Origin of the sequence: Burkholderia sp. BCC1993 (assembly GCF_905339865.1) — a bacterium.
Taxonomy (GTDB): Bacteria; Pseudomonadota; Gammaproteobacteria; order Burkholderiales; family Burkholderiaceae; genus Burkholderia.
On record NZ_CAJPGZ010000006.1, the window covers coordinates 170,883 to 196,847 of the forward strand.

20 protein-coding genes are annotated in these 25,965 nt (G+C 68.1%); 8 read left to right on the forward strand and 12 right to left on the reverse strand.

The genetic code is table 11. The annotated features are described in order from the left end of the window. Positions 1-241 precede the first annotated feature (241 nt). The 6 genes from U4Y91_RS11750 to U4Y91_RS11775 form a co-directional block, all read right to left on the reverse strand. Positions 242-1,540, reverse strand: coding sequence for a class I SAM-dependent RNA methyltransferase (locus U4Y91_RS11750; RefSeq protein WP_321805199.1), 1,299 nt, complete (start codon positions 1,538-1,540; stop codon positions 242-244). A gap of 166 nt (positions 1,541-1,706) precedes the next feature. Continuing rightward, positions 1,707-3,830, reverse strand: a complete 2,124-nt coding sequence (locus U4Y91_RS11755) for a site-specific recombinase (protein ID WP_321805200.1) — start codon at positions 3,828-3,830, stop codon at positions 1,707-1,709. 506 nt (positions 3,831-4,336) lie between these two features. Further along, the gene (locus tag U4Y91_RS11760) at positions 4,337-5,074 is read right to left on the reverse strand and encodes a PqiC family protein (protein WP_321805201.1); all 738 of its coding nucleotides are present in this window, start codon (positions 5,072-5,074) and stop codon (positions 4,337-4,339) included. Next, complete coding sequence (locus tag U4Y91_RS11765) at positions 5,074-6,690, reverse strand: intermembrane transport protein PqiB (RefSeq protein ID WP_321805202.1); 1,617 nt, start codon at positions 6,688-6,690, stop codon at positions 5,074-5,076. The genes U4Y91_RS11760 and U4Y91_RS11765 overlap by 1 nt, the downstream gene beginning before the upstream one ends. Next, the gene (locus U4Y91_RS11770; protein ID WP_321805203.1) at positions 6,683-7,312 is read right to left on the reverse strand and encodes a paraquat-inducible protein A; all 630 of its coding nucleotides are present in this window, start codon (positions 7,310-7,312) and stop codon (positions 6,683-6,685) included. Before U4Y91_RS11770 ends, U4Y91_RS11765 begins: the two co-directional genes overlap by 8 nt. Continuing rightward, positions 7,309-7,974, reverse strand: coding sequence for a paraquat-inducible protein A (locus U4Y91_RS11775; protein WP_321805204.1), 666 nt, complete (start codon positions 7,972-7,974; stop codon positions 7,309-7,311). The genes U4Y91_RS11770 and U4Y91_RS11775 overlap by 4 nt, the downstream gene beginning before the upstream one ends. A gap of 259 nt (positions 7,975-8,233) precedes the next feature. Here U4Y91_RS11775 and U4Y91_RS11780 point away from each other — a divergent pair, with 259 nt between their 5' ends. The 4 genes from U4Y91_RS11780 (at position 8,234) to U4Y91_RS11795 (ending at position 11,465) form a co-directional block, all read left to right on the forward strand. Then, positions 8,234-8,794: a cytochrome b gene (locus tag U4Y91_RS11780; protein WP_321805205.1), complete on the forward strand. Its 561-nt coding sequence runs from the start codon at positions 8,234-8,236 to the stop codon at positions 8,792-8,794. A gap of 8 nt (positions 8,795-8,802) precedes the next feature. Further along, positions 8,803-9,363 carry a YceI family protein gene (locus U4Y91_RS11785; RefSeq protein WP_321805206.1) on the forward strand — a complete coding sequence of 187 codons (561 nt, stop codon included), beginning with the start codon at positions 8,803-8,805 and terminating at the stop codon, positions 9,361-9,363. A 66-nt stretch (positions 9,364-9,429) separates the two neighbouring features. Then, on the forward strand, positions 9,430-10,011 hold the full coding sequence (locus U4Y91_RS11790) for a YceI family protein (RefSeq protein ID WP_044844018.1): 582 nt from the start codon (positions 9,430-9,432) through the stop codon (positions 10,009-10,011). A gap of 176 nt (positions 10,012-10,187) precedes the next feature. Beyond that, entirely contained in the window at positions 10,188-11,465 is a 1,278-nt protein-coding gene (locus tag U4Y91_RS11795) for an MFS transporter (RefSeq protein ID WP_321805207.1), read from the forward strand. 109 nt (positions 11,466-11,574) lie between these two features. Here the strand turns inward: U4Y91_RS11795 and U4Y91_RS11800 are convergent, their stop codons facing one another. The 6 genes from U4Y91_RS11800 to queA form a co-directional block, all read right to left on the reverse strand. Then, positions 11,575-13,134: a S41 family peptidase gene (locus U4Y91_RS11800; protein WP_321805208.1), complete on the reverse strand. Its 1,560-nt coding sequence runs from the start codon at positions 13,132-13,134 to the stop codon at positions 11,575-11,577. 160 nt (positions 13,135-13,294) lie between these two features. Next, complete coding sequence (gene secF, locus U4Y91_RS11805; protein WP_044844020.1) at positions 13,295-14,245, reverse strand: protein translocase subunit SecF; 951 nt, start codon at positions 14,243-14,245, stop codon at positions 13,295-13,297. Positions 14,246-14,263: 18 nt separating this feature from the next. Further along, the gene (gene secD / locus U4Y91_RS11810; protein ID WP_321805209.1) at positions 14,264-16,294 is read right to left on the reverse strand and encodes a protein translocase subunit SecD; all 2,031 of its coding nucleotides are present in this window, start codon (positions 16,292-16,294) and stop codon (positions 14,264-14,266) included. A gap of 106 nt (positions 16,295-16,400) precedes the next feature. Next, entirely contained in the window at positions 16,401-16,724 is a 324-nt protein-coding gene (gene yajC, locus U4Y91_RS11815; RefSeq protein WP_006476868.1) for a preprotein translocase subunit YajC, read from the reverse strand. 231 nt (positions 16,725-16,955) lie between these two features. Continuing rightward, a complete protein-coding gene (gene tgt, locus U4Y91_RS11820) occupies positions 16,956-18,155 on the reverse strand; it encodes a tRNA guanosine(34) transglycosylase Tgt (RefSeq protein WP_321805210.1) in 1,200 nt (399 codons plus the stop codon). A gap of 213 nt (positions 18,156-18,368) precedes the next feature. Further along, positions 18,369-19,436, reverse strand: a complete 1,068-nt coding sequence (queA, locus tag U4Y91_RS11825; protein ID WP_321805211.1) for a tRNA preQ1(34) S-adenosylmethionine ribosyltransferase-isomerase QueA — start codon at positions 19,434-19,436, stop codon at positions 18,369-18,371. 167 nt (positions 19,437-19,603) lie between these two features. On the opposite strand from queA, the gene recG reads away from it, so the two are divergent. The 4 genes from recG to katG all read left to right on the forward strand — a co-directional run bounded on the left by recG (position 19,604) and on the right by katG (position 25,870). Then, positions 19,604-21,943, forward strand: a complete 2,340-nt coding sequence (gene recG, locus U4Y91_RS11830) for an ATP-dependent DNA helicase RecG (protein WP_321805212.1) — start codon at positions 19,604-19,606, stop codon at positions 21,941-21,943. 138 nt (positions 21,944-22,081) lie between these two features. Next, on the forward strand, positions 22,082-23,041 hold the full coding sequence (locus U4Y91_RS11835) for a hydrogen peroxide-inducible genes activator (RefSeq protein ID WP_044844025.1): 960 nt from the start codon (positions 22,082-22,084) through the stop codon (positions 23,039-23,041). 190 nt (positions 23,042-23,231) lie between these two features. Continuing rightward, positions 23,232-23,369, forward strand: a complete 138-nt coding sequence (locus U4Y91_RS11840; RefSeq protein ID WP_014898035.1) for a hypothetical protein — start codon at positions 23,232-23,234, stop codon at positions 23,367-23,369. A 314-nt stretch (positions 23,370-23,683) separates the two neighbouring features. Then, on the forward strand, positions 23,684-25,870 hold the full coding sequence (gene katG, locus U4Y91_RS11845; protein WP_321805213.1) for a catalase/peroxidase HPI: 2,187 nt from the start codon (positions 23,684-23,686) through the stop codon (positions 25,868-25,870). Positions 25,871-25,965: the final 95 nt, after the last annotated feature.

Genomic DNA, 25,965 nt, shown 5'->3' on the forward strand with positions numbered 1-25,965 from the left:
GCCTTGCATTGCGCCGGGATTGCAGTGTGATCGGGGGCTGCTGACAGCGTGCTGTCAGTAGTCGTGGCGACGCTGACAAATGACGCTGAGAAATGGCGGCTTCGGTCGCGCAACGACCGCGCGGCACCGCGGCGGCACGCGTGGCGCCGCTCGCCAGGGTGAGGCGGAAAGAAAAATGCCCGGCCGATTGGCCGGGCATCGTCAGGGTGTCAGCAGGCGGCCGCAGCCGTCGCCTCGCGTATCAGGCGTCGCCTTCCGGCGCCGCTGGGCGTGCCTTCACGCTGCCGGCGATCAGGTCGAAGCGGAACAGCCGGCATTCGAGCGCGCCGTTGAACAGCGGCGTCTTCGCCGATTCGCGCAGGCGCAGCTGGCCCGGCAGCGAGCGGTCCGACGTCAGCAGGAACGCCTGCCAGCCGGTGAAGCGCTGCTTGAGCGCATCGCCGAGCGCGTTGAAGAACTCGCTGTCCGGCGCGTCGGTGTGCGTTCGGCGGAATGCGTCGTCGTTGCCGCGGTTGCGGCCCGTCTCGCGTACCTCGCCGCGCGCGCTGCGGCCGCGCACCTCGATCCGCTCGCCGTACGGCGGGTTCGCGAGGATGATGCCCGGGCCGTCGCACGGCGGCGTCATGCCGCGCGCGTCGACCTGCTTGAGCCACACCGACGGCACGCCCGCGCGTTCGAGGTTCGCGCGCGCCTTCTCGAGCATGTCGCCCGAGATGTCGCTGCCGTACACGCCGAGCGCATCGCGCTTGCCGCGCGCCGCGCGTTTCGCGTCGAGTGCCGGGACCTTCAGGCCCTGCCATGCGGTGATGTCGTACTGCTTGAGCTTCTCGAAGCCGAAGCGGCGCTCGACGCCCGGCGCGACGCCGAGCGCGATCTGCGCGGCTTCCGCGAGGAACGTGCCGCTGCCGCACATCGGGTCGTACAGCGCCGTGCCGGGCGTCCAGCCCGTCAGGCGCAGGATGCCGGCCGCGAGGTTCTCGCGCAGCGGCGCCGCGCCCTTGTCGAGGCGCCAGCCGCGCTTGAACAACGGCTCGCCCGACGTATCGAGGTACAGCGTGCACTCGGTGGCCGTCAGGAACGCGAACACGCGCACGTCCGGCGCGCCGGTGTCGATGCTCGGGCGCGAACCGGTCTTGTCGCGCATCCGGTCGCAGATCGCGTCCTTCACGCGCAGCGTCGTGAATTCGAGACTTTTCAGCGGCGACTTGATTGCGGTGATGTCGATGCGCAGCGTCTGCGTCGACGCGAACCAGCGTTCCCACGGCTGCTCGAGCGCGAGCGCGTAGACGTCCTGTTCGTTGCGGTACGGGCGGTGCGCGATCTTCAGCAGGATCCGGCTCGCGATTCGCGAATGGAGGTTCGCAGCCATGCCGGCGGCCCAGCCGCCGCGGAAATGGACGCCGCCCGGCACCTGCGCGCCCGCGGTGAACGGCGCGCCGTCCAGATGGCGGCCGGCGATTTCGGCCAGCTCGGCGGCAAGCGCCGCTTCGAGGCCGCGCGGGCAGGGAGCGAAGAATTCGTACAGGGTGGGCGAGGACATAAGGCGGGTGAGGACGTGCAAAAGTCCACTATTGTACGCGGCGCGGGCGCCCGGGGCCGGCGTTGCATCCGATTCGGGACGCCGGCGCGGGTGGGCCGGCCGTGACGGGCGGCCCGCCGGGCCGCGCGGCGGCGCCCGCCCGGGCAGGCGCACCGCCGCCAAACGCTCAGTGCGAGCCGGTCTGGCCGGCCCGCGCGGCCGTTCCGCCGGCCGGCCAGAACAGCGCCGACGGCTTCGACAGCACCGTGCGGACGATCGCACCGACCAGCGCGCGCACCTTGGTGCGGCGCAGGCTGCGCGAGCGCACGGCCATCGTGAACGCGAGCGCGAAGCTCACGAGCACGTTGAGGATTGCCATGCTCAGCACGCCGGCGCAGGCCCACCAGAGTTCGGGCGTACTCAGCGCGCCCTTGCCGAGCACGCCGAGGGCAATCCCGATCGAGCCGGCCGACAGCGTTACGTGCCGCACCTCGAACGGGAACAGGAACACGGTGACGATCGCGGGGATCAGGCCGAGCATCAGGCCGAGGCCGACGTTGGCGACCACGCCCGCGACGTTCGAGCGGCAGAAGTGCGCGAGTTTCGCAGCGCCCGACGCGCCGAGCGTGAGCCGCAGGCGGCGGTTGTACGTGAGCGCGTCGCCGACCCGGTGCAGCACGAACCAGTTGTCGGCCCATCCCGCGAGCAGGCTCGACGCCCACAGCAGCACGCCCGTGAGCGCCGCATAGAACGGCGTCGGGCCCAGCAGCGAGAACGAATGCAGCGTCGCGTGCGCCTTTTCCGGCGAGATCAGGTTCGCGTGCAGCAGGTTGCCCGCGAACAGTTGAACGAGCAGACAGACGGGCAGCACGACGAGCACGTTGCCGGAGATCGCCGCGGCCTGCGTGCGGATCAGCGCGATCACCGACGCGACGAACGCCTTCACGCCTTCCTCGTGACCGGTGTCGTCGAGCTCGCGCGCGAGCGTCGGCGCGGTCATCGCGGGCTGCTTGGTCGCGAGCGTGAAGTGCAGGAAGTGCATCAGCATGAAGCTCGCCGCGTAGTTGACGCCCGCGAGCAGCCCTTCGAGCATCGACTGGAGGTGCGCGCCCGTGATCGCGAACTTCACGCACACGGTCGCGACGGTGACGAGGCCGCCGCCCGCGGCCATCCGCAGCATCTTCAGGTACTCGGCGCGGCCGCGCGAGATGTAGTGCTCGCCGGTGTCCGCGTTGGTCTCGACGAGCTTGCGCGCGAACAGCGAGAAGTTGCTGCGCACGAGGTGCGACACGCTCTGGCTGTTCTGGTTCGCGTCGACGAGCTCGGCCGTCAGGCGCGCCATCCCGCGCAGGTCGTCGCGTGCCATCCACGCGTTGAGCAGCAGTTCCGCACGCAGGATGCGCATGCGCATCCGTTCGACCTGGAACACGATGTCGACCGACACGCCGTTGCGGTACAGGTGCGCGAACACGTCGTCGACCGCGATCCGGCATTCGTCGAGCAGCATGCGCAGGTAATTCACCTCGTGCAGCAGCTTGCTCGGGTCGCCGCCGTCCTCGACGGCCGCGTGGGCGGTCTCGACCGCGAGCATCGCACGCGTGAGGCGGTAGAACGGCTGCGTTTCGAGCGGCTTGCGCGCGTCGTCGTCGGACAGGCGGCTGCGCACCGTCTGCGACAGGCCGGTCGAGCTGATCTGGCAGGTCAGGTTGTGCAGCGCGGCCAGCAGGTCGCGCGAGAACGAGCCGGGCTCGTGGCGTTCTTCGTCGGTGACGTCGAACGAGATCAGCTCGGCGAGGCGGGCGAGCAGGTCGTCGGGCAGCGCGTCGATCCATTGCGCGTCTTCCGGCGTCGGGAACATCAGCGTGAACAGCGCCGTCAGCTCGCGGCGGTTCGGCGCCGGCGGGATCAGCGACGAGTCGATGCGCTCGAACAGCGCGCCGAAGAAACCGGAATGCACGGGCATCCCGGCGTCGCACAGCAGCGAGATGCCGTCGCATTCGCGCAGGATCCCGCGCAGGATGCGCGCCGCGTGCGATTTCCATGCCGGGTTGCGGTCGAGTACGTGGAACAGGTAGCGCAGCCGCGCGTGCGCCGGATACGCGCGTGCGTCGGCGTCGCGTGCGGCCGGAGTATCGTGCGCGGCCTGCATCGCGCCGTTGCGGCGCAGCCAGTGCGCGAGCTCGATCAGCCATTCGCTGCGCTCGGCGTACGGCGCGTCCGCGTCGGCATGCGCGAGCAGCGCATCGAGCTGGTGGCCCGCATTGCGCGACGCGCGCCACTTCTTGATCAGGGTCGTCAGGGAACGAAACATAAACGGAATAGCGATAGCCCTCGACGGGCGGGTTCGGGATGCCGGCGGGAACACACGGCGCGGCGCCGGCGAGAACGGTGAAGCTGGTCGGGATGCCGGACGATGCGCGGCGACCCGCGATGCGGCTGCCCCGATGCGGTGCACGCGGACACGCGTGCGAGCCCCGGGAGACGCGGCGACCGGACCGGACACAACGGGCGGATCGCCGCCGGCTGGCGCGCGCGACAGGCGGCGCGTGCCGGAAAGTGCGTAGGATCGTCAATCGGGCGCGAAAACGCAAGCCGACCGCGTTGCATGGCGCCGGTTCCGGCGGATTTTGACAAACACTGCAAAGCGGCCGTCCGGCCGATGGATGCCGTGCTGCGTCGGCCGGAGCGGCGAGGGCGGCGGGTTCGCGTGCGTGGCGGCGCGCGCACGCGGATCGATGCCGGTGAGGACTATCGGGCGGCGCGTGCCGAATCCGGTCGCAGGCGCGCAGCCATCGGACGCCGGCCCGCGCGCCGTGCTTACGCGCCGGACTTGCCGCTCGCGCCCGCGTCGCCGCCGGGCGTCGGATTGGCCGGGCAGGGCATGACGGGCGCGGCGGCCGCTGCCTTGCCGGACGCAGCCGTCGATGGGGCCGAGGCAGCCGTCGAGCCGCGCCGTGCGGCGAGCGCGCGCACGCCGGACGCGGCCTGCGATGCAATCACGTCGAGCGCGCGCCGGTGACCGGCGACGAGCGCGTCGTAGCCGTCGGCGACCGGTTCCGCGACGCTCGTGCGGCAGGTCATCAGCGCCTGTGTGCCGACCGCGCGCACGCTCCACACCGCATCGATTGCCGCACGCTTGCCGGGCCACGACTCGAAGCGCTGCACGTTCACGCTGATCCGATAGACGGGCACGCCGGCCGGATACGCGGAATTCGCGACGTCGATCGTGCCGAGCTGCGCGGCGAGGTCGTCGGACAGCGCGCGGCGGATCTCGTCGGCGGGCGGCGCGGCCCAGCGTTCCTGCTCGAGCACGTCGACCTGCGCGGCGTTCTTCTGCACGACGAGCTGGTTCTTCGCGACCTGTTCGGGCACACCGACGGACGGCACCTCGATCAGGAACGGCGGGTTGGCGGGTGCGGTGCGCACGGGTGCCGCGGCGTCGGCCGGGCTCAGCGTATAGAACCGCGCGGGCGGCGAGCTGCACGCGGCGAGCGCGAGCGCGGCGAACACTGCCGCCGCGCCGCTCGCGAGGACGTTCACGCGTGTCGTCGTCATTATCGATCTCCTGATTTGCCCTTGAGCAGCGATTCGGGATGGCGCTCCAGATAGTCGGCGAGCGCGTTCAGCGATTGCAGCGTGCGCGTGAGTTCCTTCAGCGCACCGCGCACGTCGGACTGCAGCGGCGAATCCTGCTGCAGCGTCACCTCGGCGGTCGAGAAGGTCTGCCGCGCGGCCGACAGCGTGTCGCGCGCTTCCGGCGCGACCTGCGTGTCGAGCTGCTTGAACAGCTTGTCTGCATTCGACAGCGCGCTGTTCAGGTTCGCGCCGATCTGGTCGAACGGCACCTTGTCGAGCTTCTTCGCGATGTCGGCGACCTGCAGCTGCAGTTCGTCGAGCGTGTTCGGCACGGTCGGCAGCTCGAGCGGCTGGCGCGCGGTGTCGATCTTCACGGCCGGCGCCTTCGGGAAGAAGTCGAGCGCGACGTACAGCTGGCTCGTCAGCAGGTTGCCCGTACGCAACTGGCCGCGCAGCCCGTGCTGGACCAGGCGCTCGACGATCTCGCGGCGGGCCGGTTCGCCCTTGCTCGCGATCGTTTCGCGGAAGCGCGGTCCGAGCCGCTCCGGATACACGTTCATCGTCACCGGCATCAGGAAGTTCTTGGTCTTCGGATCGAAGTCGATGCCGATGTTCGTGACTTCGCCGAGCACGATGCCGCGGAAGTCGACCGGCGCACCGACCGCGAGCCCGCGCAGCGACTGGTTGAAGTTCATCACGACCTGCAGCGGCTGGCCGTCCGGATCGCGCATCGCGTCGGTCTCGTCGGAGCCGAGGCGGAAGGTCGTGTTGTTCGGCGCCGTCGCGCCGCTGTCCTGGTTCGGCGGCGTCTGGAATGCGATGCCGCCGAGGATCACCGTCGCGAGCGACTGCGTGTTCAGCTTCAGGCCGCTCGAATCGAGCCGCAGGTCGACGCCGCTCGCTTGCCACCAGCGCGAGTTCACGCCGACGTACTGGTTGTACGGCGCATTGACGAACACGTTGAACGTGACGCCGGTGCCGTCCTTGTCGAGCGAGAAGCCGACCACCTGGCCGACCTGCACGCGACGATAGTAGACGGGCGAGCCGATGTCGACCGAGCCGAGCGAATCGCCGCGCAGCACGTACTGCGTGCCCTTCTGGTCGCCGGTCACGGGCGGCGGCGTCTCGAGGCCGGTGAAGTCGGTCTGCGTGTCCTGGCCGTGGCCGGCGTCGACGCCGATGTACGCGCCCGACAGCAGCGTGCCGAGCCCCGACACGCCGGTCGCGCCGATGCGCGGACGCACGATCCAGAAGCGCGAGCCCTTGATCGCGAAGTCCTCGGCTTCCTTCTTCAGCTGCACCTGCACCAGCACGCGCGACAGGTCTTTCGACAGCTTGATCGTCTTGACCATGCCGATCTCGACATCCTTGTACCTGACCTGCGTCTTGCCCGGCTCGAGGCCTTCCGCGCTGTGGAAGCTGATCGAGATTTCCGGGCCGCGCTCGCGCACGGACTTGATCACGAGGCCGATGCCGATCAGCGCGGCGATCAGCGGCACGAGCCAGACGAGCGACGGCAGCCAGCCGCTTTTCGTCGAGATCGCCGGATCGGGCGGCCGGGACGCATCGTGCTGCGGGCCTTGCGGACTATTCATGGTGTTTCCCTGAGGTTTCGACTGGATCCCAGATCAGGCGGGGATCGAACTGCATCGACGCGAGCATCGTCAGGATCACGACCGAGCCGAACGCGAGCGCGCCGGGGCCGGCCGTGATGACGGCGAGCGAACGGAAATGGACGAGCGCGACGGTGAGCGTCACGACGAAGATGTCGAGCATCGACCAGCGGCCGATCCGCTCGACGATCCTGAACAGGCGCGTGCGCTGCAGCGGCCGCCACGTGGCGCGCCGCTGCGCGCTGCTGACGAGGATCGTCAGCACGCCGAGCTTGAGCATCGGCACGAGGATGCTGGCGACGAACACGACGACCGCGAGCGGCCAGTCGCCGGACGTCCAGAAATAGATGACGCCGCTCATGATCGTGTCTTCCTGCGAGCCGACGATCGACGACGTGTGCAGGATCGGCAGCAGGTTCGCCGGGATATAGAGGATCGCGGCCGCGATCAGCAGCGCCCACGTACGCATGATGCTGTTCGGCTTGCGGATGTGCAGCGTGCTGCCGCAGCGCGCGCAATGCGCGTGCGGATGGTCGATCGTCTGCACGAGCCCGCATGCGTGGCAGCTGGCGTAGCCCTCGCGGGCGGCGGTCGGCGTCGTCATCGGCGGGGGGCTTCCGGCCGCAGCGCGGTGTTGTCGGGCCGCGCGGGCGAGCGCCCGGCGCGCAGGTCGTCGGCCATGTCCCACAGCGTGCGCGGATCGAACATCAGCACGACGGCGGTCATCAGCGTGAGTGCGGCGAACGCGAACAGCGCCGCGTCGGGCACGACGCGCGCGAGGCTCACCATCTTCACGATCGTCACGAGGATCCCGAGCATGAACACCTCGATCATCCCCCATGGCCGCACGAACTGGATCATGCGCAGCACGAAGTTCAGGCCCGGCGGCACGACGCCACGCCGTATCGGCAGCAGCACGTAAAGCAGCGCGGCCATCTCGACGAGCGGGAACAGCACGGTCGAACAGAACACCATCACGCCGACGATCTCCATGTCCTGATGCCACAGCGCGTCGATCGCGCCGATCAGCGTCGTCTGCACGCGGGTGCCGTTCAGGTCCATTTCGAGGATCGGGAACGCCTGCGCGATGATGAACGTGACGAGCGCCGCGACCGCCAGCGCGCTGATTCGCTCGATCTGCGTGGTGCTGTCGCGATAGAGCAGCGCGTCGCACCGCGGGCAGCGTGCGATTTCGCGGCGCGCGAGGTGCGGTTTATGCAACAGTGCGTCGCATTCGTGGCAGGCAATCAGGTCGTGTCGTTGCATGGGAAAAGCGGTTGTGCGACGGGCGGGGGACGCGTCGACGGGGGCCGGAACCCGCGCCAATCTTACCAAAACGGCTTTTTCGACGTGTCAACGCCCGGTTGCCGGGTGACCGGTCGGTAACATGGCGCGAACATGACAGCCGGCTGGCGCGCCTGTCCTCAGAGTCCGCGCGCGACAAAAGGTTGCGGTAGCATGGCGCCCTTGACAAGCGTCGGACGAATGGGCCGGCGCAGCCGTTCGCTCAACTGAGGAATCCAAGATGGTATCGAAATCGCCGCCGGCCGTGCCGGTACGCTACGCGCACACCGCGATCGCGCTGCACTGGCTGATCGCGCTGCTGATCGTCTGCGGCTTCGCACTCGGCTGGGTCATGACCGACATCCCCGGCTTCACGCCGACGAAGCTGAAGTACTTCTCGTGGCACAAGTGGATCGGCGTGACGGTGTTCGCACTGGCCGTCGTGCGCGTGCTGTGGCGCGCGACCCATGTGCCGCCGCCGCTGCCGGGCGACACGCCGGCGTGGCAGCGCGCGGTGTCGCACGGCGTGCACATGCTGCTGTACGTGCTGATGATCGTGATTCCGGTAACGGGCTACCTGTACAGCTCGGCGTCGAACATCCCGGTCGTCTACCTCGGCATCGTGCCGCTGCCGCGCCTGATCGATCCCGATCCGGTGCTGAAGGAAACCTTCAAGACGCTGCACGTGTCCTTGAATTACATTCTGCTTGCGCTCGTCGCCATGCACGTGCTCGCGGCGCTCAAGCACCAGTTGTTGGACCGCGACGGCCTGCTGTCGCGGATGCTCCCCTCTGCCAAATGAAGGATCCCATGAAAGTGTCTTTCTCCCGCTCCATGCTGACCGCGTTCGCCGCGGTGTCACTTGTCGCGTCGGCCGCGGCGCATGCCGACGTCGATCTCTCGAAGAGCAAGGTGTCCGCCGTGTCGAAGCAGATGAACGTGCCGACCGAAGGCGCATTCAAGAAGTTCGCCGCGCAGGTGAAGTTCGACCCCGCGAAGGCGGCGCAGGGCAGCGCGCAAATGTCGATCGACATCGCGAGCTTCGATATCGGCGACAAGATGTACAACGACCAGGTCGCGGGCAAGGACTGGTTCGACGCGAAGGCGTATCCGCAGGCGACCTTCGCGTCGTCGGCGATCGCGCCGGCCGGCGGCAACAAGTACAACGTGACCGGCAAGCTGACGATCAAGGGCAAGTCCGAGACCGTCACCGTGCCCGTCACGGTCACGCAGAGCGGCGCGACGCAGACCTTCGACGGCGTGCTGCCGATCAAGCGTTCGGCATTCAACGTCGGCACCGGCGAGTGGAAGGACACGTCGATCGTCGCCGACGAAGTGCAGATCAAGTTCCATCTCGTCGCCACGAAGTAAGCGGCGGGCTGTCGCATCACCCCGAATGCCGCGCGAGGGCGCGGCGCTGTTCCAAGGAGAAAGCATTTGAAAAAGCATCTGATCATCGCCGCGGGCGCGCTGGCCGCCTCGCTGTCGTTCTCGGCATTCGCCGACAGCGCGACGTACCAGTTCGACCCGAGCCACACGTACCCGAGCTTCGAGGCCGACCACTTCGGCGGCCTGTCGGTCTGGCGCGGCAAGTTCGACAAGTCGAGCGGCAGCGTGACGCTCGACCGCGCGGCGAAGACCGGCACGGTCGACGTGACGACCGACGTCGCGTCGATCCAGACGGGCAGCGCGAAGCTCGACGAGCACCTGCAGACGGCCGAGTTCTTCGACGTCTCCAAGTTCCCGCAGGCGAACTACAAGGGCACCATCAAGTTCGACGGCGACAAGCCGGTGTCGGTGGTCGGCAACCTGACGCTGCACGGCGTCACGAAGCCGCTCACGCTGAAGATCGATTCGTTCAAGTGCATGCCGCATCCGATGCTCAAGCGTGAAGTGTGCGGTGTCGACGCGGTCGGCGAATTCAGCCGCGACGATTTCGGCCTCGACTACGGCAAGCAGTACGGCTTCAAGATGAAGACGAAGCTGCTGATCACGGCCGAAGCCGTCAAGCAGCAGTAACGCGCCCGGCCGGGCCGGCCGCCGCGTCACGCTCGCCGGCCCGTCGCGTGCCAGCCGCCGCGCTTCCGTTCTGCGGGGGCGCGGCGGTTTTTTTTGCGCGCCTATAATCGTCCGCACAGCTCGCGGCGCGAGAACGGACGCGTCGGACAGAACGTACAACGACAAGGAGATCGCCGATGCACGCCGTCACGCAGTCCAGCGCCATTGCTTCGTCGTCGCGCGTATGGCGCGCGGTGGTCGCCGCGTCGATCGGCAACGCGCTCGAGTGGTTCGACCTCGTCGTCTACGGCTTCTTCGCGGTGACGATCTCGAAGCTGTTCTTTCCGGCCGGCAACGACACCGTGTCGCTGCTGCTCACGCTCGGCACGTTCGGCGTGTCGTTCTTCATGCGCCCGCTCGGCGCGATCGTGCTCGGTGCGTACGCCGACCGCGCGGGCCGCAAGGCCGCGCTCACGTTGTCGATCCTGCTGATGATGGCCGGCACGCTGGTCATCGCGGTACTGCCGACCTACCAGACGATCGGCGTCGCGGCGCCGCTGATCCTCGTCGCCGCGCGATTGATGCAGGGCTTTTCGGCGGGCGGCGAATTCGGCAGCGCGACCGCGTTCCTGGCCGAGCATGTGCCCGGGCGGCGCGGTTTCTTCGCGAGCTGGCAGGTCGCGAGCCAGGGGCTCACGACGCTGCTCGCGGCAGGCTTCGGCACCGTGCTGAACGCGCAGCTCACGGCCGAGCAGATGGCCGCGTGGGGCTGGCGCATCCCGTTCTTCTTCGGACTGCTGCTCGGGCCCGTCGCGTACTACATCCGCTCGAAGGTCGACGAGACGCCCGAATTCCTCGCGGCGGAAAGCACCGCGAGCCCGCTGCGCGACACGTTCGCGTCGCACAAGGCGCGGCTCGTCGCCGCGATGGGCGTGGTGGTGCTCGGCACCGTCGCGACCTATCTCGTGCTGTTCATGCCGACCTACGGCGTGAAGCAGCTCGGCCTCGCGCCGTCGGCCGCGTTCGCGGCGATCCTCGTCGTCGGCGTGATCCAGATGGCGTTCGCGCCGCTCGTCGGTCACTGGTCGGATCGTTACGGCCGCGTGCGCGTGATGCTCGCGCCGGCCGTCGGCATTCTCGTGCTGATCTATCCGGCGTTCGCGTATCTCGTCGCGCATCCGGGCTTCGGCACGCTGATCGCGCTGCAGGTGCTGCTTGCGTTCCTGATGACCGGCTATTTCGCGGCGCTGCCGGGGCTGCTGTCCGAAGTGTTTCCGGTGCAGACGCGCACGACCGGGATGTCGCTCGCCTATAACGTCGCGGTGACGATCTTCGGCGGCTTCGGGCCGTTCATCATCGCGTGGCTGATCCGCGCGACCGGGATGAAGACCGCGCCGAGCTTCTACCTGATGTTCGCGGCCGTGCTGAGCCTCGCGGCGCTGGTGGTGTTGCGGCGGCGGTTCGGGTTCCGGTGAGGTCGCGGCGACGCTGGCGGTGCGTCAGCCGCTTTCCGAGGGTGCGGCGGTTTTGTCGTGCCTGATGACCGGGCCGGATTGAGCCGAGGCCTGCAATCGTATTGGCAGATTAGCCTTCCGGCTCGCACGTCGGCTTCGCCGGCATCAACGATGGCTTCGCCTCGACCGTCGCGATCGCGCGCTGCGCAAGCGCATTCAGCGCTTGCTGAAGCTGCCAGTCACTTGCCGTGCCGAATTCGCGCTGCGGCAGCGCCGCGCTTTTCGCCGTGTCGATCTTCGCGCGCACGCGGGCTTCGCGCAGCGCCTGCCGCGCCTTGCGGACCTGCGCGAACGGATCGGGCGCGACCCGGTCCGCATACGGCGCGCGGGCGAGATCGACTTCGCGGTACCACAGCAGCACGCCGTCGACGTCCGAGTCGCGGCGCGGCGGCACGAGCCAGTCCGGCACGACGCCGTAGCCGTCCATCGGGCAGCCGTTCGGCCGCAGGTTGCGCGCGAACGTGAAAGCGAGGCGCGTACCGTCGATCAGGTCGACGCCGGTCTGCGCGAGTCCCTTTCCGTAGGTCGGCATCCCGAGCAGCCGCGCGCGGCCGAGATCCTTCAGTGCCGCCGCGGTCGCTTCGGCGGCCGACGCGCTCTGTCCGTCGACGAGCACCACGAGCGGCACGGTGCGCCACCAGTCGTCGGCCTGCAGCGGCGCGAGCGGATCCTGGCCGCGCATGACCGGCAGCTCGTAGTCAGGCCAGTTGGTCGTGAAGCGGCGGCGCTTCGTGCCGTCGCGCTCGAGCGTGACCATCGCGGTACGGTCGCGCCCTGCGAACAGCGCGGTGATGCCGATCGCCGCATTCAGCGCGCCGCCGCCGTTGATGCGCAGGTCGAGGATCACGCCTTTCACCGGCGGCCCCGCGCGGCGCGCGGCCTGCACCGCGTCGATATAGTTGCCGATCGCGGGTTCCGGAAAGCTAGACAGCCGCGTGTACAGGATGTCGCCGGCGAGCCGCTTCGTCGTCGCCGGGTGTGGCCGGACGATCGCGCGGACCGGCGCGAAGATCAGCGTCGCGTGGTTCGGACCGCGCCGGACCGTGAGCTTGAGCGGCACGCCCGCGTCGCCTTTCGCGAGTTTCACGACCTCGCTGCTGTCGATGCCGACGACGCTTCGGTCGTTCATCGCGACGACGAGATCGTCGGGCCGCACGCCGGCCTGTTCGGCGGGCGCGTCGGGGATCACATCGAGGATGTGCAGCCCGTCGGGCCGCGTCTCGAACACGATGCCGATGCCCGGCGTGCCGTCGCGCGCGCGGCGCTCGTCGTCGCGCCGTTCCTGCTCCTCCTTCGCGTTGAAGAAGCGCGCGTGCGGCAGCGTCTTGATCCCCTCGTGCACGGTGGCGTCGAGCAGCGCGCCGATGTCGACGTCGGTCAGGTGCTGCTTCTTCAGCACGTCGACCGCGGCCTTCAGTTCGCAGAGTTGCGGTTCCCAGTCGGGCGGGCAGGGTGACGGTTGCGGTGCGGCGGCAGCAGCGGCCGCGGATGGGGCCGCAGGCGGGACGGCAGGCGGCGCGGACGCGGATTGCGCGCAGGCGGCCGATGCGCATGCAACGAACGCAGCCGCGGCGGCTGCACCGGTACTCCAGGCGACGATGCGATGAACGACACGCGTGGCTGGCATCATGAGGACCGCGGCTTCGGCGGGTGGCGGGGCGGGACGGTGACGCGATTGTAGCCGACGGTCCGTGCAGCCGCGACGGAGGAGGAGGGCGGCGGCTCGCCCATGAAAAAAGGCCGGTCCACGAGGGACCGGCCTTCCGGTATCAGCCGAAGCGATGCGGCGCTTAAACCTGCGCGCCCGCGTTCGGATCGTCCGGATCGTGCGCCGTCTTCTTTTCCTTGATCAGGTCTTCGCGCTTGATGCCGAGCCACATCGCGAGCGAGCCCGCGACGAACACCGACGAGTAGATGCCGAACATGATGCCGACCGTCAGCGCGAGCGCGAAGTAGTGCAGCGTCGGGCCGCCGAAGAAGAACATCGACAGCACCATCATTTCCGTCGACGTGTGCGTGATGATCGTCCGCGACATCGTGGTCGTGATCGCGTGGTTGATCACTTCCTGCACGCTCATCTTGCGTTCGCGGCGGAACGTTTCGCGGATCCGGTCGAAGATGACGACCGACTCGTTGACCGAGTAGCCGAGCACCGCGAGGATGGCCGCGAGCACCGCCAGCGAGAACTCCCACTGGAAGAACGCGAAGAAGCCGAGAATGATCACGACGTCGTGCAGGTTCGCGATGATGCCGGCGACCGCGTACTTCCATTCGAAGCGGATCGACAGGTAGATCACGATGCCGATCACCACGCACGCGAGCGCGAGGAGACCGTCGGTCGCAAGCTCGCGGCCGACCTGCGGGCCGACGAACTCGACGCGCTGCAGCGTCACGTCGGGGCTTTGCGCCTTCAGCGCGGTCATCACCTGGTCGCTCTGCTGCGCGGACGTGAGGCCTTCCTTCAGCTGCAGGCGGATCAGCACGTTGCGCGACGTGCCGAAGTTCTGCACCTGCGCATCGGCATAGCCGAGCTTGCCGAGCGTGTCGCGCACGGGTTCGAGCTGCGCGGCCTGCTGATACTGGACCTCGATCACCGTGCCGCCGGTGAATTCGACGGACAGGTGCAGCCCGCGGTGGAACAGGAAGAACACGGCGGCGAGGAACGTGACCAGCGAGATCACGTTGAACACCAGCGCGTGCCGCATGAACGGAATGTCTTTACGGATGCGGAAAAATTCCATGGCTTCGTCTCCGGGGCCTTATTGGGTCGAGCCCGGTTTCTTCGGCGACACGCCTTGCTGCGCGCGGTTGCGCAGCTGCGGCTTGCCGGCGCGCGGTGCGTCGCCCTTCGCGGGTGCAGCGAGCTTCGCGGCGCGCGCAGTGTCGGTCGATTCGTCGGCCGCGCCGAACGCTGCACCTGCGGCACCGGCCGTGGCGCCTTCCGGCTTCCACACCTGGCCGATCGCGAGCGACTTCAGCTTCTTGCGGCCGCCGTACCAGAGGTTGACGATCCCGCGCGAGAAGAACACCGCGGAGAACATCGACGTCAGGATGCCGAGGCAGTGCACGATCGCGAATGCGCGAACCGGGCCCGAGCCGAACGCGAGCAGCGCGAGGCCGGCGATCAGCGTCGTGACGTTCGAGTCGAGAATCGTCGCCCACGCATGCGCGTAACCGGCCTGGATCGCGAGCTGCGGCGGCTGGCCGGCGCGCAGTTCTTCACGCACGCGCTCGTTGATCAGCACGTTCGAGTCGATCGCCATGCCGAGCGCGAGTGCGATAGCGGCGATACCGGGCAGCGTCAGCGTCGCCTGCATCAGCGACAGCACCGCGACGAGCAGCAGCAGGTTCACCGACAGGCCGATCACCGAGATCACGCCGAACAGCATGTAGTACGCGATCATGAACACGGCGATCGCGCAGAAGCCCCAGATCACCGAGTGGACGCCCATCTTGATGTTGTCCGCGCCGAGGCTCGGGCCGATCGTGCGTTCCTCGATGATGTCCATCGGTGCGGCGAGCGAACCGGCGCGCAGCAGCAGCGCGAGGTCGGCCGCCGCCTGCGGCGTCGGCTGGCCCGTGATCTGGAAGCGGTCGCCGAGTTCGGACTGGATCGTCGCGACCGTCAGCACTTCGCCCTTGCCCTTCTCGAACAGCACCATCGCCATCGGCTTGCCGATGTTCTCGCGCGACACCGCGCGCACCGAGCGGCCGCCCGCCGAGTCGAGGCGGATGTTGACCGACGGACGCTGGTGCTCGTCGAAGCCGGCCGACGCATCGATGATGCGGTCGCCGGTGAAGATCACGTCCTTCTTCAGCAGCACGGGCGCCTGGTTGCCCTGCGTGAACAGCTCCTCGCCCGGCGGCACGGGGTCGTTCGGGTTCGGGTGCGTGTTGAGCGGATCGGCGAGGCGCGCCTCGAGCGTCGCGGTGCGGCCGATGATGTCCTTCGCCTTCGCGGTGTCCTGCACGCCCGGCAGTTCGACGACGATACGGTCGCTGCCCTGCTGCTGCAGGATCGGCTCGGACACGCCGAGTTCGTTCACGCGGTTGTGGAGCGTCGTCAGGTTCTGCTTCAGCGCGGCGTCCTCGACGGCCTTCTGCACGGCCGGCGTGAACGTGCCGACGACTTGCGTGCCGCCGCCGCCGGGCTGGGTCGCCCATTGCAGTTCGGTGACCGACGCGGCGAGCACCTTGCGGGCGTCTTCGGCCGTTTGCGCGTCGCTGAAGTTGACGACGACGGACTGGTCGACGCGGCTCACGCCGCCGTCGCGGATGTTCTTGTCACGCAGCAGCGAACGGGCGTCGGACGCATCGGAGTCGAGCTTCTTGGTGAGCGCGCCCGTCATGTCGACCTGGAGCAGGAAATGCACACCGCCGCGCAGGTCGAGGCCGAGATACATCGGCAGTGCGTGCAGCGCGGTCAGCCAGCGCGGCGACGCGCTCTGCAGGTTCAGTGCGACGACGTATTGCGGATCGTTCGGGTCGGTGTTCAGCGATTTCTGCAGCAGGTCCTTGACGCGCAGCTGCGTATCGGTGTCCTTCAGGCGCACGCGGATGTTCGCGTTGGACGCCGTGTTCTCGAAGGTGACGTCGTCCGGCGTGATCTGCGCGGACGCGAGCGCGGATTCGACCTGGGTCAGCGTGGTCGAGTCGAGCTTGACCGTGGCCTTGCCGCTCGACACCTGCACCGCCGGCGCTTCGCCGAAGAAGTTGGGCAATGTGTACAGAAGGCCGATGGCGAGCGCCACGACCATCACGACATATTTCCAGAGTGGATAACGATTCATGAGGGGGCCGAACGGGTGGTTGGCGTGAAAGCGTCGCGTCCGGCGCCGCGGCGGCCCGCGCTCTCAGGCGGGCACGGCGCGGGGAGCCGGACGCTCGGTGAAAACCTTACAGCGACTTGATCGTGCCCTTCGGCAGAATGGTCGTGACCGCAGCCTTCTGCACGGTGATTTCGGTGCCTTCGGCGATTTCGACGCCGATGTAGCCTTCGGTGACCTTCGTCACCTTGCCGACGAGGCCGCCGCTCGTGACGACTTCGTCGCCCTTCGCCATGGCCGCGAGCATGTTGCGGTGTTCCTTCTGGCGCTTCATCTGCGGACGGATCATGATGAAGTACAGCACCGCGAACATCAGGATGAGCGGCAGGAAGCTCATCAGGCTCGATTCGGCGCCACCGGCGCCTTGCGCGAAGGCATTGGAAATGAACGGCACGTTGGTCTCTCCGTAGGGGAAGATCGAAAAATAAGCCGGTTATTCTACCACCGGCCCCATGCGCGAACGGCTCGGCAAATGCGCTTTCGGATCAAGCTGTTAAGCGTGAAACGACACCGTTGCGACTCGTTTGGAAAGGCAATTGTAATGTTTGGCGGTCGTGACCGGCACTCAGAACGCATTATTTAGTACACGTCCTATGTGACGGGCGCGCTGCGGGCCGCCGGCCCGTCAGTCGACCCCTCTCGCGCGATCCTCCGCGAAGCGCTGGCGGAATGCGTCGAACGTATGGGTTTCGATCGCGTCGCGGATCTCGCTCATCAGCTGCAGGTAGTAGTGCAGGTTGTGGATCGTGTTGAGCTGCGCGCCGAGGATTTCGCCGACGCGGTGCAGGTGGTGCAGGTAGCCGCGCGAGAAGTTCTGGCACGTGTAGCATGTGCAGCTCGCGTCGAGCGGCTTCAACGAGTTCTTGTGCGTCGCGTTGCGGATCTTCACGTCGCCGAAGCGCGTGAAGAGCCAGCCGTTGCGCGCGTTGCGGGTCGGCATCACGCAGTCGAACATGTCGATGCCGTTCGCGACGCCCTCGACCAGGTCCTCCGGCGTGCCGACGCCCATCAGGTAGTGCGGCTTGTGGGCCGGCAGCTTCGGGCCGACGTGCCGCAGCACCCGCATCATGTCTTCCTTCGGCTCGCCGACCGACAGCCCGCCGATCGCGAGGCCGTGGAAGCCGAGCTCCGACAGGCCCGCGAGCGATTCGTCGCGCAGGTCCTCGAACATCCCGCCCTGGACGATCCCGAAGAGGGCGTTCGGGTTGCCGAGCTGGTCGAACTCGTCGAGCGAGCGCTTCGCCCAGCGCAGCGACATGCGCATCGACTCGGCCGCTTCCTTGTGCGTGGTCGGCACGCCGTTGGTCGCGTACGGCGTGCACTCGTCGAACTGCATCACGATGTCCGAGTTCAGCACCTTCTGGATCTGCATCGACACTTCCGGCGACAGGAACAGCTTGTCGCCGTTGATCGGCGATGCGAACGTCACGCCGTCTTCGGTGATCTTGCGCAGGTCGCCGAGCGAGAACACCTGGAAGCCGCCCGAGTCGGTCAGGATCGGCTTGTTCCAGCCCATGAAGCCGTGCAGGCCGCCGTGCGCGTCGATCGTGTCGAGGCCGGGGCGCAGCCACAGGTGGAACGTGTTGCCGAGGATGATCTGGGCCTTGATCTCGTGCAGCTCGCGCGGCTGGATCGCCTTCACGGTGCCGTACGTGCCGACCGGCATGAAGATCGGCGTCTCGACCACGCCGTGGTTGAGCTTCACGCGGCCGCGGCGCGCATGGCCGTCGGTCGTCAGCAGTTCGAATTCGAGCCCGTTCGCGGGGCGGTCCTGCACGGGGGCGTGCGGATGAGCGTGCGTATCGTGGGATGAACCTTCGGTCATCGCGTCATTCTCCTTGCCACCGGAGAACAGTCCGGCGCATGTTGGAAACGCCGCCGGGCACCCGGCGGCGGGGAAAAGCGGGTGCGCGCCATCGTAGCGCGTACCGCAGGAAAACGGGGCAACAGCGCGGGGACAACGGCGCGGCGCGCGACAGCGCGAAGCGCAGCGGCCGCTGCGCGGTCGCGGGCCGGCGCGTCATCGCACCTGCCGCGCTTACGCGCGCGGCGCCTCCGGCGTGTCGCGCCGCGTGAGCAGCATCGCGTCGCCGTAGCTGAAGAAGCGGTAGCGTGCGTCGATCGCGTGCCGGTATGCGGCGCGGATCGTCTCGACGCCCGCGAACGCCGACACCAGCATCAGCAGTGTCGACTTCGGCAGGTGAAAGTTCGTGACGAGCCGGTCGACGACCCGGAAAGCGTAGCCGGGCGTGATGAAGATGTCGGTCTCGGCCTGCGTCGCGGCGAGCGGGCGGCCCGCTTCGTCGGCGCTGCGCGCCGCGGCTTCGAGCGCGCGCATCGAGGTCGTGCCGACCGCGATCACGTTGCCGCCGCGCGCACGGGTCGCGGCGATCTTGTCGACGAGCGACTGCGGCAGGTCGTACCACTCGCTGTGCATCCTGTGCTCGTCGAGGTTCTCGACGCGCACCGGCTGGAACGTGCCGGCGCCCACGTGCAGCGTCAGCGTCGCGCGCTCGACGCCCATCGCGTCGAGCTTCTCGAGCAGCGGCTGGTCGAAATGGAGCCCGGCCGTGGGCGCGGCGACCGCGCCCGGATTGCTCGCATAGACGGTCTGGTAGCGCGTCTCGTCGTTCGCGTCGGCGTCGTGCTCGATGTACGGCGGCAGCGGCAGGCGGCCGTGCTGCTCGATCAGCGTGAGGCACGGCGCCGGGAAATGCAGCGTGAAGAACGGCTCGACGCGCTCGCCGACCGTCACGTCGAACGCGTCGGCGAGGCGCAGCGTCGTGCCGGCGCCCGGCGACTTGCTCGCGCGGATCTGCGCGAGCGCGGTGTGCGTGCCGGTCACGCGCTCGATCAGTACCTCGATCTTGCCGCCGCTGGCCTTCTGGCCGAAGAAGCGTGCCTTCAGGACCTTGGTATCGTTGAACACGAGCAGGTCGCCGGGCGCGATGCACGACGGCAGCTCGGCGAAGCGGCGGTCGACGAGGCGCGCGGGCTCGACGGTGCCGTCGACCTCGAGCAGGCGGCTCGCGGTGCGGTCGGGCAGCGCGGTTTGCGCAATCAGCTCGGGGGGCAGATTGAAATCGAAATCGGAAAGCGTGAACATGCGGGCTGGTTCGAAACGGCCGGCGGGCGCCGCCGACAAGGCGGAAACGCATGAATGGGGTGCGCGAGCCGCTATGATGGCGGGATGCGCGGCCTGGCCGGCGTCGTTCGTTCGGACGACGTGAAAGCCGCTATTGTACTTGCCTTGCGAAGCACCCAGACGATCCGATGCCTGTGTCACCACGCCGTTCCACCGCCGCCGTTGCCGATTCCGCCGATCCGTTCGACGCGGACGATGCCGCGTTACCCGCGCGCAGCGCGGGGGAGCGCGAGCCGCCGCGCAGTATCGCGCCGCGCCGCACGGGCCCGAAGCGCGGTGCCGACGGGCGGCTCGCGCAGCCGGCCGCTGCCGCGCCCGACGCTGAACCGGGCGCGGGCAGCGACGAAGCGGGCGCAGCGGGACCATCCGGTGCGAAACGCAAGAAGAAGCCGGCCGCCGACAAACCCGTGAAGACCGTCGACAAGCTCGCGAAGCTCGGCCTCACGCGCTCGATCGATCTCGTGCTGCATCTGCCGATGCGCTACGAGGACGAAACCACGCTCACGCCGATCGGCGAACTGCTGCCGGGCGGCATCGCGCAGACCGAAGGCGTTGTGTTCGACAACGAGGTCGCGTACCGGCCGCGTCGGCAGCTCGTCGTGAAGATCCAGGACGACGACGGCGAGCACCTCGTGCTGCGCTTCCTCAATTTCTACGGCTCGCAGGTCAAGCAGATGGCCGTCGGCCAGCGGCTGCGCGTGCGCGGCGACGTGCGCGGCGGCTTCTTCGGGATGGAGATGGTGCATCCGGCCGTGCGCGTCGTCGAGGCCGATGCGCCGCTGCCGCAGGTGCTCACGCCCGTCTATCCGAGCACGGCCGGCGTGTCGCAGGCGTATCTGCGCAAGGCGATCGAGAACGCGGTCGAGCGCACGCCGCTGCCCGAGCTGCTGCCGCCCGAGATCGAGCGCGACTACCTGAAGCCGCTCGGCGTGCCGACGCTCGCGCAGGCCGTGCGCATCCTGCACCACCCGGCCATCGATTCCGACGAAGCCGCGCTGATGGACGGCTCGCATCCGGCGTGGACCCGCATCAAGTTCGAGGAGCTGCTCGCGCAGCAGCTGTCGCTCAAGCGCGCGCACGAGGAGCGCCGCACGCGCGCGGCACCCGCGATGCCGCGCCGCGCCGCGGCCGATGCCGACGCGCTGACCACGCGCCTCTACGCGGCGCTGCCGTTTACGCTGACGGGCGCGCAGTCGCGCGTCGTCGACGAGATCGCGCACGACCTCACGCTCGCGCACCCGATGCAGCGGCTGCTGCAGGGCGACGTCGGCAGCGGCAAGACGGTCGTCGCGGCGCTGGCGGCCGCGCAGGCGATCGACGCCGGCTACCAGGCCGCGCTGATGGCGCCGACCGAAATCCTCGCGGAGCAGCACGCGCGCAAGCTGCGCGCATGGCTCGAACCGCTCGGCGTCACGGTCGCATGGCTCGCGGGCAGCCTGAAGGCGAAGGACAAGCGCGCGGCGATCGAGGCCGCGGCGCTCGGCACCGCGCAGCTCGTGATCGGCACGCACGCGATCATCCAGGACACCGTCGAATTCGCGCGGCTCGGCCTCGTGATCGTCGACGAGCAGCACCGCTTCGGCGTCGAGCAGCGTCTCGCGCTGCGCGCGAAGGCCGCGAACGCGGCCAACGGCGCGCGCGATTTCCAGCCGCACCAGCTGATGATGTCGGCCACGCCGATTCCGCGCACGCTCGCGATGACGTATTACGCGGATCTCGAGGTGTCGACGATCGACGAACTGCCGCCGGGCCGCACGCCGGTGCTGACGCGCCTCGTCGGCGACGCGCGGCGCGAGGAGGTGATCGCCCGCGTGCGCGAGGCCGCGCTGACCGGCCGCCAGGTGTACTGGGTGTGTCCGCTGATCGAGGAGAGCGAGACGCTGCAGCTGCAGACGGCCGTCGAAACCTATGAAACGCTGGCCGCGGCGCTGCCCGAGCTGAAGGTCGGGCTCGTGCACGGGCGGCTGTCGCCGGCCGACAAGGCGGCCGTGATGGAGGCCTTCACGCGCAACGACGTGCAGTTGCTCGTCGCGACGACCGTGATCGAAGTCGGCGTCGACGTGCCGAATGCATCGCTGATGGTGATCGAGCACGCGGAGCGCTTCGGCCTCGCGCAGCTGCACCAGCTGCGCGGCCGCGTCGGGCGCGGCACCGCGGCGTCGGTGTGCGTGCTGCTGTACACGGGCCCGCTGTCGCTGACCGGCCGCGAGCGGCTGAAGACGATGCGCGAGACGACCGACGGCTTCGAGATCGCGCGGCGCGACCTCGAGATCCGCGGCCCCGGCGAATTCCTCGGCGCGCGCCAGTCCGGCGCGGCGATGCTGCGCTTCGCGAACCTCGAGACCGACGGCTGGCTGATCGACCCGGCCCGCGACGCGGCGGCGCGACTGATCGCCGCGTATCCCGATGTGGTCACGCAGCATCTCGCCCGGTGGCTCGGCGCGCGCGAGCAATATCTGAAGGCCTGATTCCGCGCATTCAGGGTCGGATTTAAAAGCGCCATTCCGCGCTGATTCGGCGCGTTGCGATGCAGAGAAACTTGGCGAACCGGTGCCAACGGGTGTATAAATTAAACCTATCGCCTGTATATCCCTGATTGACCCACAATGACCCTGACTGAATTGAAATACATCGTCGCGGTCGCGCGCGAACGGCATTTCGGTCGCGCGGCCGAAGCGTGCTTCGTGAGCCAGCCGACGCTGTCGGTGGCGATCAAGAAGCTCGAAGACGAGCTCAACGTGCAGATTTTCGAGCGCGGCGCGAGCGAAGTGAGCGTGACCCCGATCGGCGACCAGATCGTCACGCAGGCGCAGCGCGTGCTCGAGCAGACCTTCGCGATCAAGGAGATCGCGAAGCAGGGCAAGGACCCGCTCGTCGGCCCGTTCCGGCTCGGCGTGATCTACACGATCGGGCCGTACCTGCTGCCGACGCTCGTCAAGCAGATGATCCAGCGCGTGCCGCAGATGCCGTTGATGCTGCAGGAAAACTACACGCTGAAGCTGCTCGAACTGCTGAAGCAGGGCGAGATCGACGCCGCGATCATGGCGCTGCCGTTCCCGGAAACGGGCCTGATGGTGCGGCCGCTGTACGACGAGCCGTTCGTCGTCGCGCTGCCGGCCGGCCATCCGTGGGAGAAGCGCGAAGAGATCGACGCCGAGGACCTGAAGCAGGAAACCATGCTGCTGCTCGGCAACGGCCACTGCTTCCGCGATCACGTGCTCGGCGTGTGCCCGGAGCTGATGCGCTTCTCGCAGACGGCCGACGGCATCCAGAAGACCTTCGAGGGCTCGTCGCTCGAAACGATTCGCCATATGGTCGCGAGCGGCGTCGGCATCACGGTGCTGCCGCGGATGTCGGTCGCCGAGGTCGGCCCGCGCGCGAACGGCCCCGACGCCGAATTGCTGTCGTACGTGCCGTTCAACGAACCGGTGCCGGATCGCCGCGTCGTGCTGGTGTGGCGCAAGAGCTTCACGCGGATGCCCGCGATCGACGCGATCAGCGAGGCGATCGCCGCCTGCGAGCTGCCGGGCGTCGCGAAGCTCGACATGCCGGCGACGATGAACTGAGCAGGGCGCGGCGCGCCCGCATGCCGGCCGATCGACGGGGTCTTGCGACCCCGTTTATTTTTTCCTATCGCATAGATAAAATTAATCAAATTAAAATAATCGATAGGTTTGCATAGAATGCTCTACATGGATCGGCGCCGGATCGGCAGCCCGATTCGCACGCTGGATGCAAGCGTCAAAGGAGGATGTCATGATGCGGTCGGTAATGCAGCACGCGCAGCGGAACATCCCGTCGCGCGACGAGGTCGTAACGCGCGCCAGGGCCGTGGTCCGCAACCTGCGCCCGATTGCGTTCGCGTACCTGGCGGACCGTGTGTACGGCGGCTGAGCGCCGCTGCACGCCGGTCCTGTGTTCCCCCGATTCACCTGCCGTCCAGCCATGAGGGAGCATTGCATGTCCGAAGTCCGGAAAACCACCCGCACCGCCGGCGTAGCGCCGGCCGGTCGCCGATTCCTGGAGCGCCCCGCTTGCGGCGCTTCGCGACGGGAACGCGCACCGAAGGTCACGCACGACATCCCGTAGTAAGCAGGAGGACCAACCTGTTCCGTTTCTTACCCCCGCAATGACACTCCACGAACCGCGCGCGGCACGATGCCGGGCCGGGTTGGTGGAGGCACATGAGCAAGCCTAGGAGAAAACGCATGTCGAACGAAAAGAAGTGTCCGTTCAATCACACCGCAGGCAGCGGCCCGTCGAACAAGGACTGGTGGCCGAACCAGGTGAACCTGAACATCCTGCACCGGCACTCGGCGCTGTCCGATCCGATGGACCAGGATTTCGACTACGCGGAAGCATTCGGGAAGCTGGACCTCGCGGCGGTGAAGCGCGACCTGCAGGCGCTGATGACCACGTCGCAGGACTGGTGGCCGGCCGACTTCGGTCACTACGGCGGCCTGTTCATCCGGATGGCCTGGCACAGCGCCGGCACGTACCGGACCGCCGACGGCCGCGGCGGCGCGGGCGGCGGGCAACAGCGCTTCGCCCCGCTGAACAGCTGGCCGGACAACGGCAACCTCGACAAGGCGCGCCGGCTGCTGTGGCCGATCAAGCAGAAGTACGGCCGCAACATCTCGTGGGCCGACCTGCTGATCCTGACCGGCAACGTCGCGCTCGAATCGATGGGCTTCAAGACCTTCGGCTTCGCGGGCGGCCGCGTCGACACGTGGGAACCGGACGACGTCTACTGGGGTTCGGAAAAGATCTGGCTGGAACTGAGCGGCGGCCCGAACAGCCGTTACTCGGGCGACCGTGACCTCGAAAATCCGCTCGCGGCCGTGCAGATGGGCCTCATCTACGTGAACCCGGAAGGCCCGGACGGCAATCCCGACCCGGTCGCGGCGGCCCGCGACATCCGCGAGACGTTCGCGCGGATGGCGATGAACGACGAAGAGACGGTCGCGCTGATCGCCGGCGGCCATACGTTCGGCAAGACGCACGGCGCGGGCCCCGCATCGGACGTCGGTCCCGAGCCGGAAGCGGCCGGCATCGAGCAGCAGGGTCTCGGCTGGAAGAGCGCTTACGCATCGGGCAAGGGCCGCGACGCGATCACGAGTGGCCTCGAAGTCACGTGGACGTCGACGCCGACGAAGTGGAGCAACGATTTCTTCAAGCACCTGTTCGGCTATGAATGGGAACTGACGAAGAGCCCGGCCGGCGCGCACCAGTGGGTTGCGAAGGGCGCCGACGAAGTGATTCCCGATGCGTTCGATCCGGCGAAGAAGCGTCGCCCGACGATGCTGACGACCGACCTGTCGCTGCGTTTCGACCCGGCCTACGAGAAGATCTCGCGCCGCTTCTACGAGAACCCGGCCGAGTTCGCCGACGCGTTCGCGCGCGCCTGGTTCAAGCTCACGCACCGCGACATGGGTCCGCGTGCGCGCTATCTGGGCCCTGAAGTGCCGGCCGAGCACCTGCTGTGGCAGGACCCGATCCCGGCCGTCGACCACACGCTGATCGACGACGCCGACGTCGCGGCGCTGAAGGCGAAGGTGCTCGCGTCGGGCCTGTCGGTCGCGCAGCTCGTGTCGACCGCATGGGCGTCGGCTTCCACGTTCCGCGGTTCGGACAAGCGCGGCGGCGCGAACGGCGCGCGCATCCGCTTGACACCGCAGAAGGACTGGGACGTGAACCAGCCGGCCGCGCTCGCGACGGTGCTCGAGACGCTCGAAGGCGTGCAGATGACGTTCAACGATGCGCAGACGGGCGGCAAGAAGGTGTCGCTCGCCGACCTGATCGTGCTCGCCGGTGCAGCCGGCGTCGAACAGGCCGCGAAGAACGCGGGTGTCGCGGTGACGGTGCCGTTCGCACCGGGCCGGATGGACGCGTCGCCGGAGCAGACCGACATCGAGGCGATGGCCGTGCTCGAGCCGGTTGCGGACGGTTTCCGCAACTACCTGAAGCACGCGTACAAGACGCCGGCCGAGGCGCTGCTGGTCGACAAGGCCCAGCTGCTGACGCTGAGCGGGCCGGAGCTGACGGTGCTCGTCGGCGGCCTGCGGGTGCTCGGCGCGAACGTCGGTGACGCACAGCACGGCGTGTTCACCGATCGTCCGGGCGCGCTGACCAACGACTTCTTCGTGAACCTGCTCGACATGGGCACGGAGTGGAAGCCGGTGTCGGCTGCGAACGACGTGTTCGAAGGGCGCGATCGGGCGACGGGCCAGGTCAAGTGGACCGGCACGCGCGTCGACCTGATCTTCGGTTCGCACTCGCAGTTGCGGGCGCTGGCCGAGGTGTACGGCAGTGCCGACGCGCACGAGAAGTTCGTGCGCGATTTCGTCGCGGCCTGGAACAAGGTGATGAACCTCGACCGCTTCGACCTCGCGTGAAAGTCGCGATGCGCTGACGCAGTCATGCTGCAACGTGAAACGGCCGGTCGCACGACCGGCCGTTTTTTCTTCCGATTCAAGGTCTTGTCGAAGGA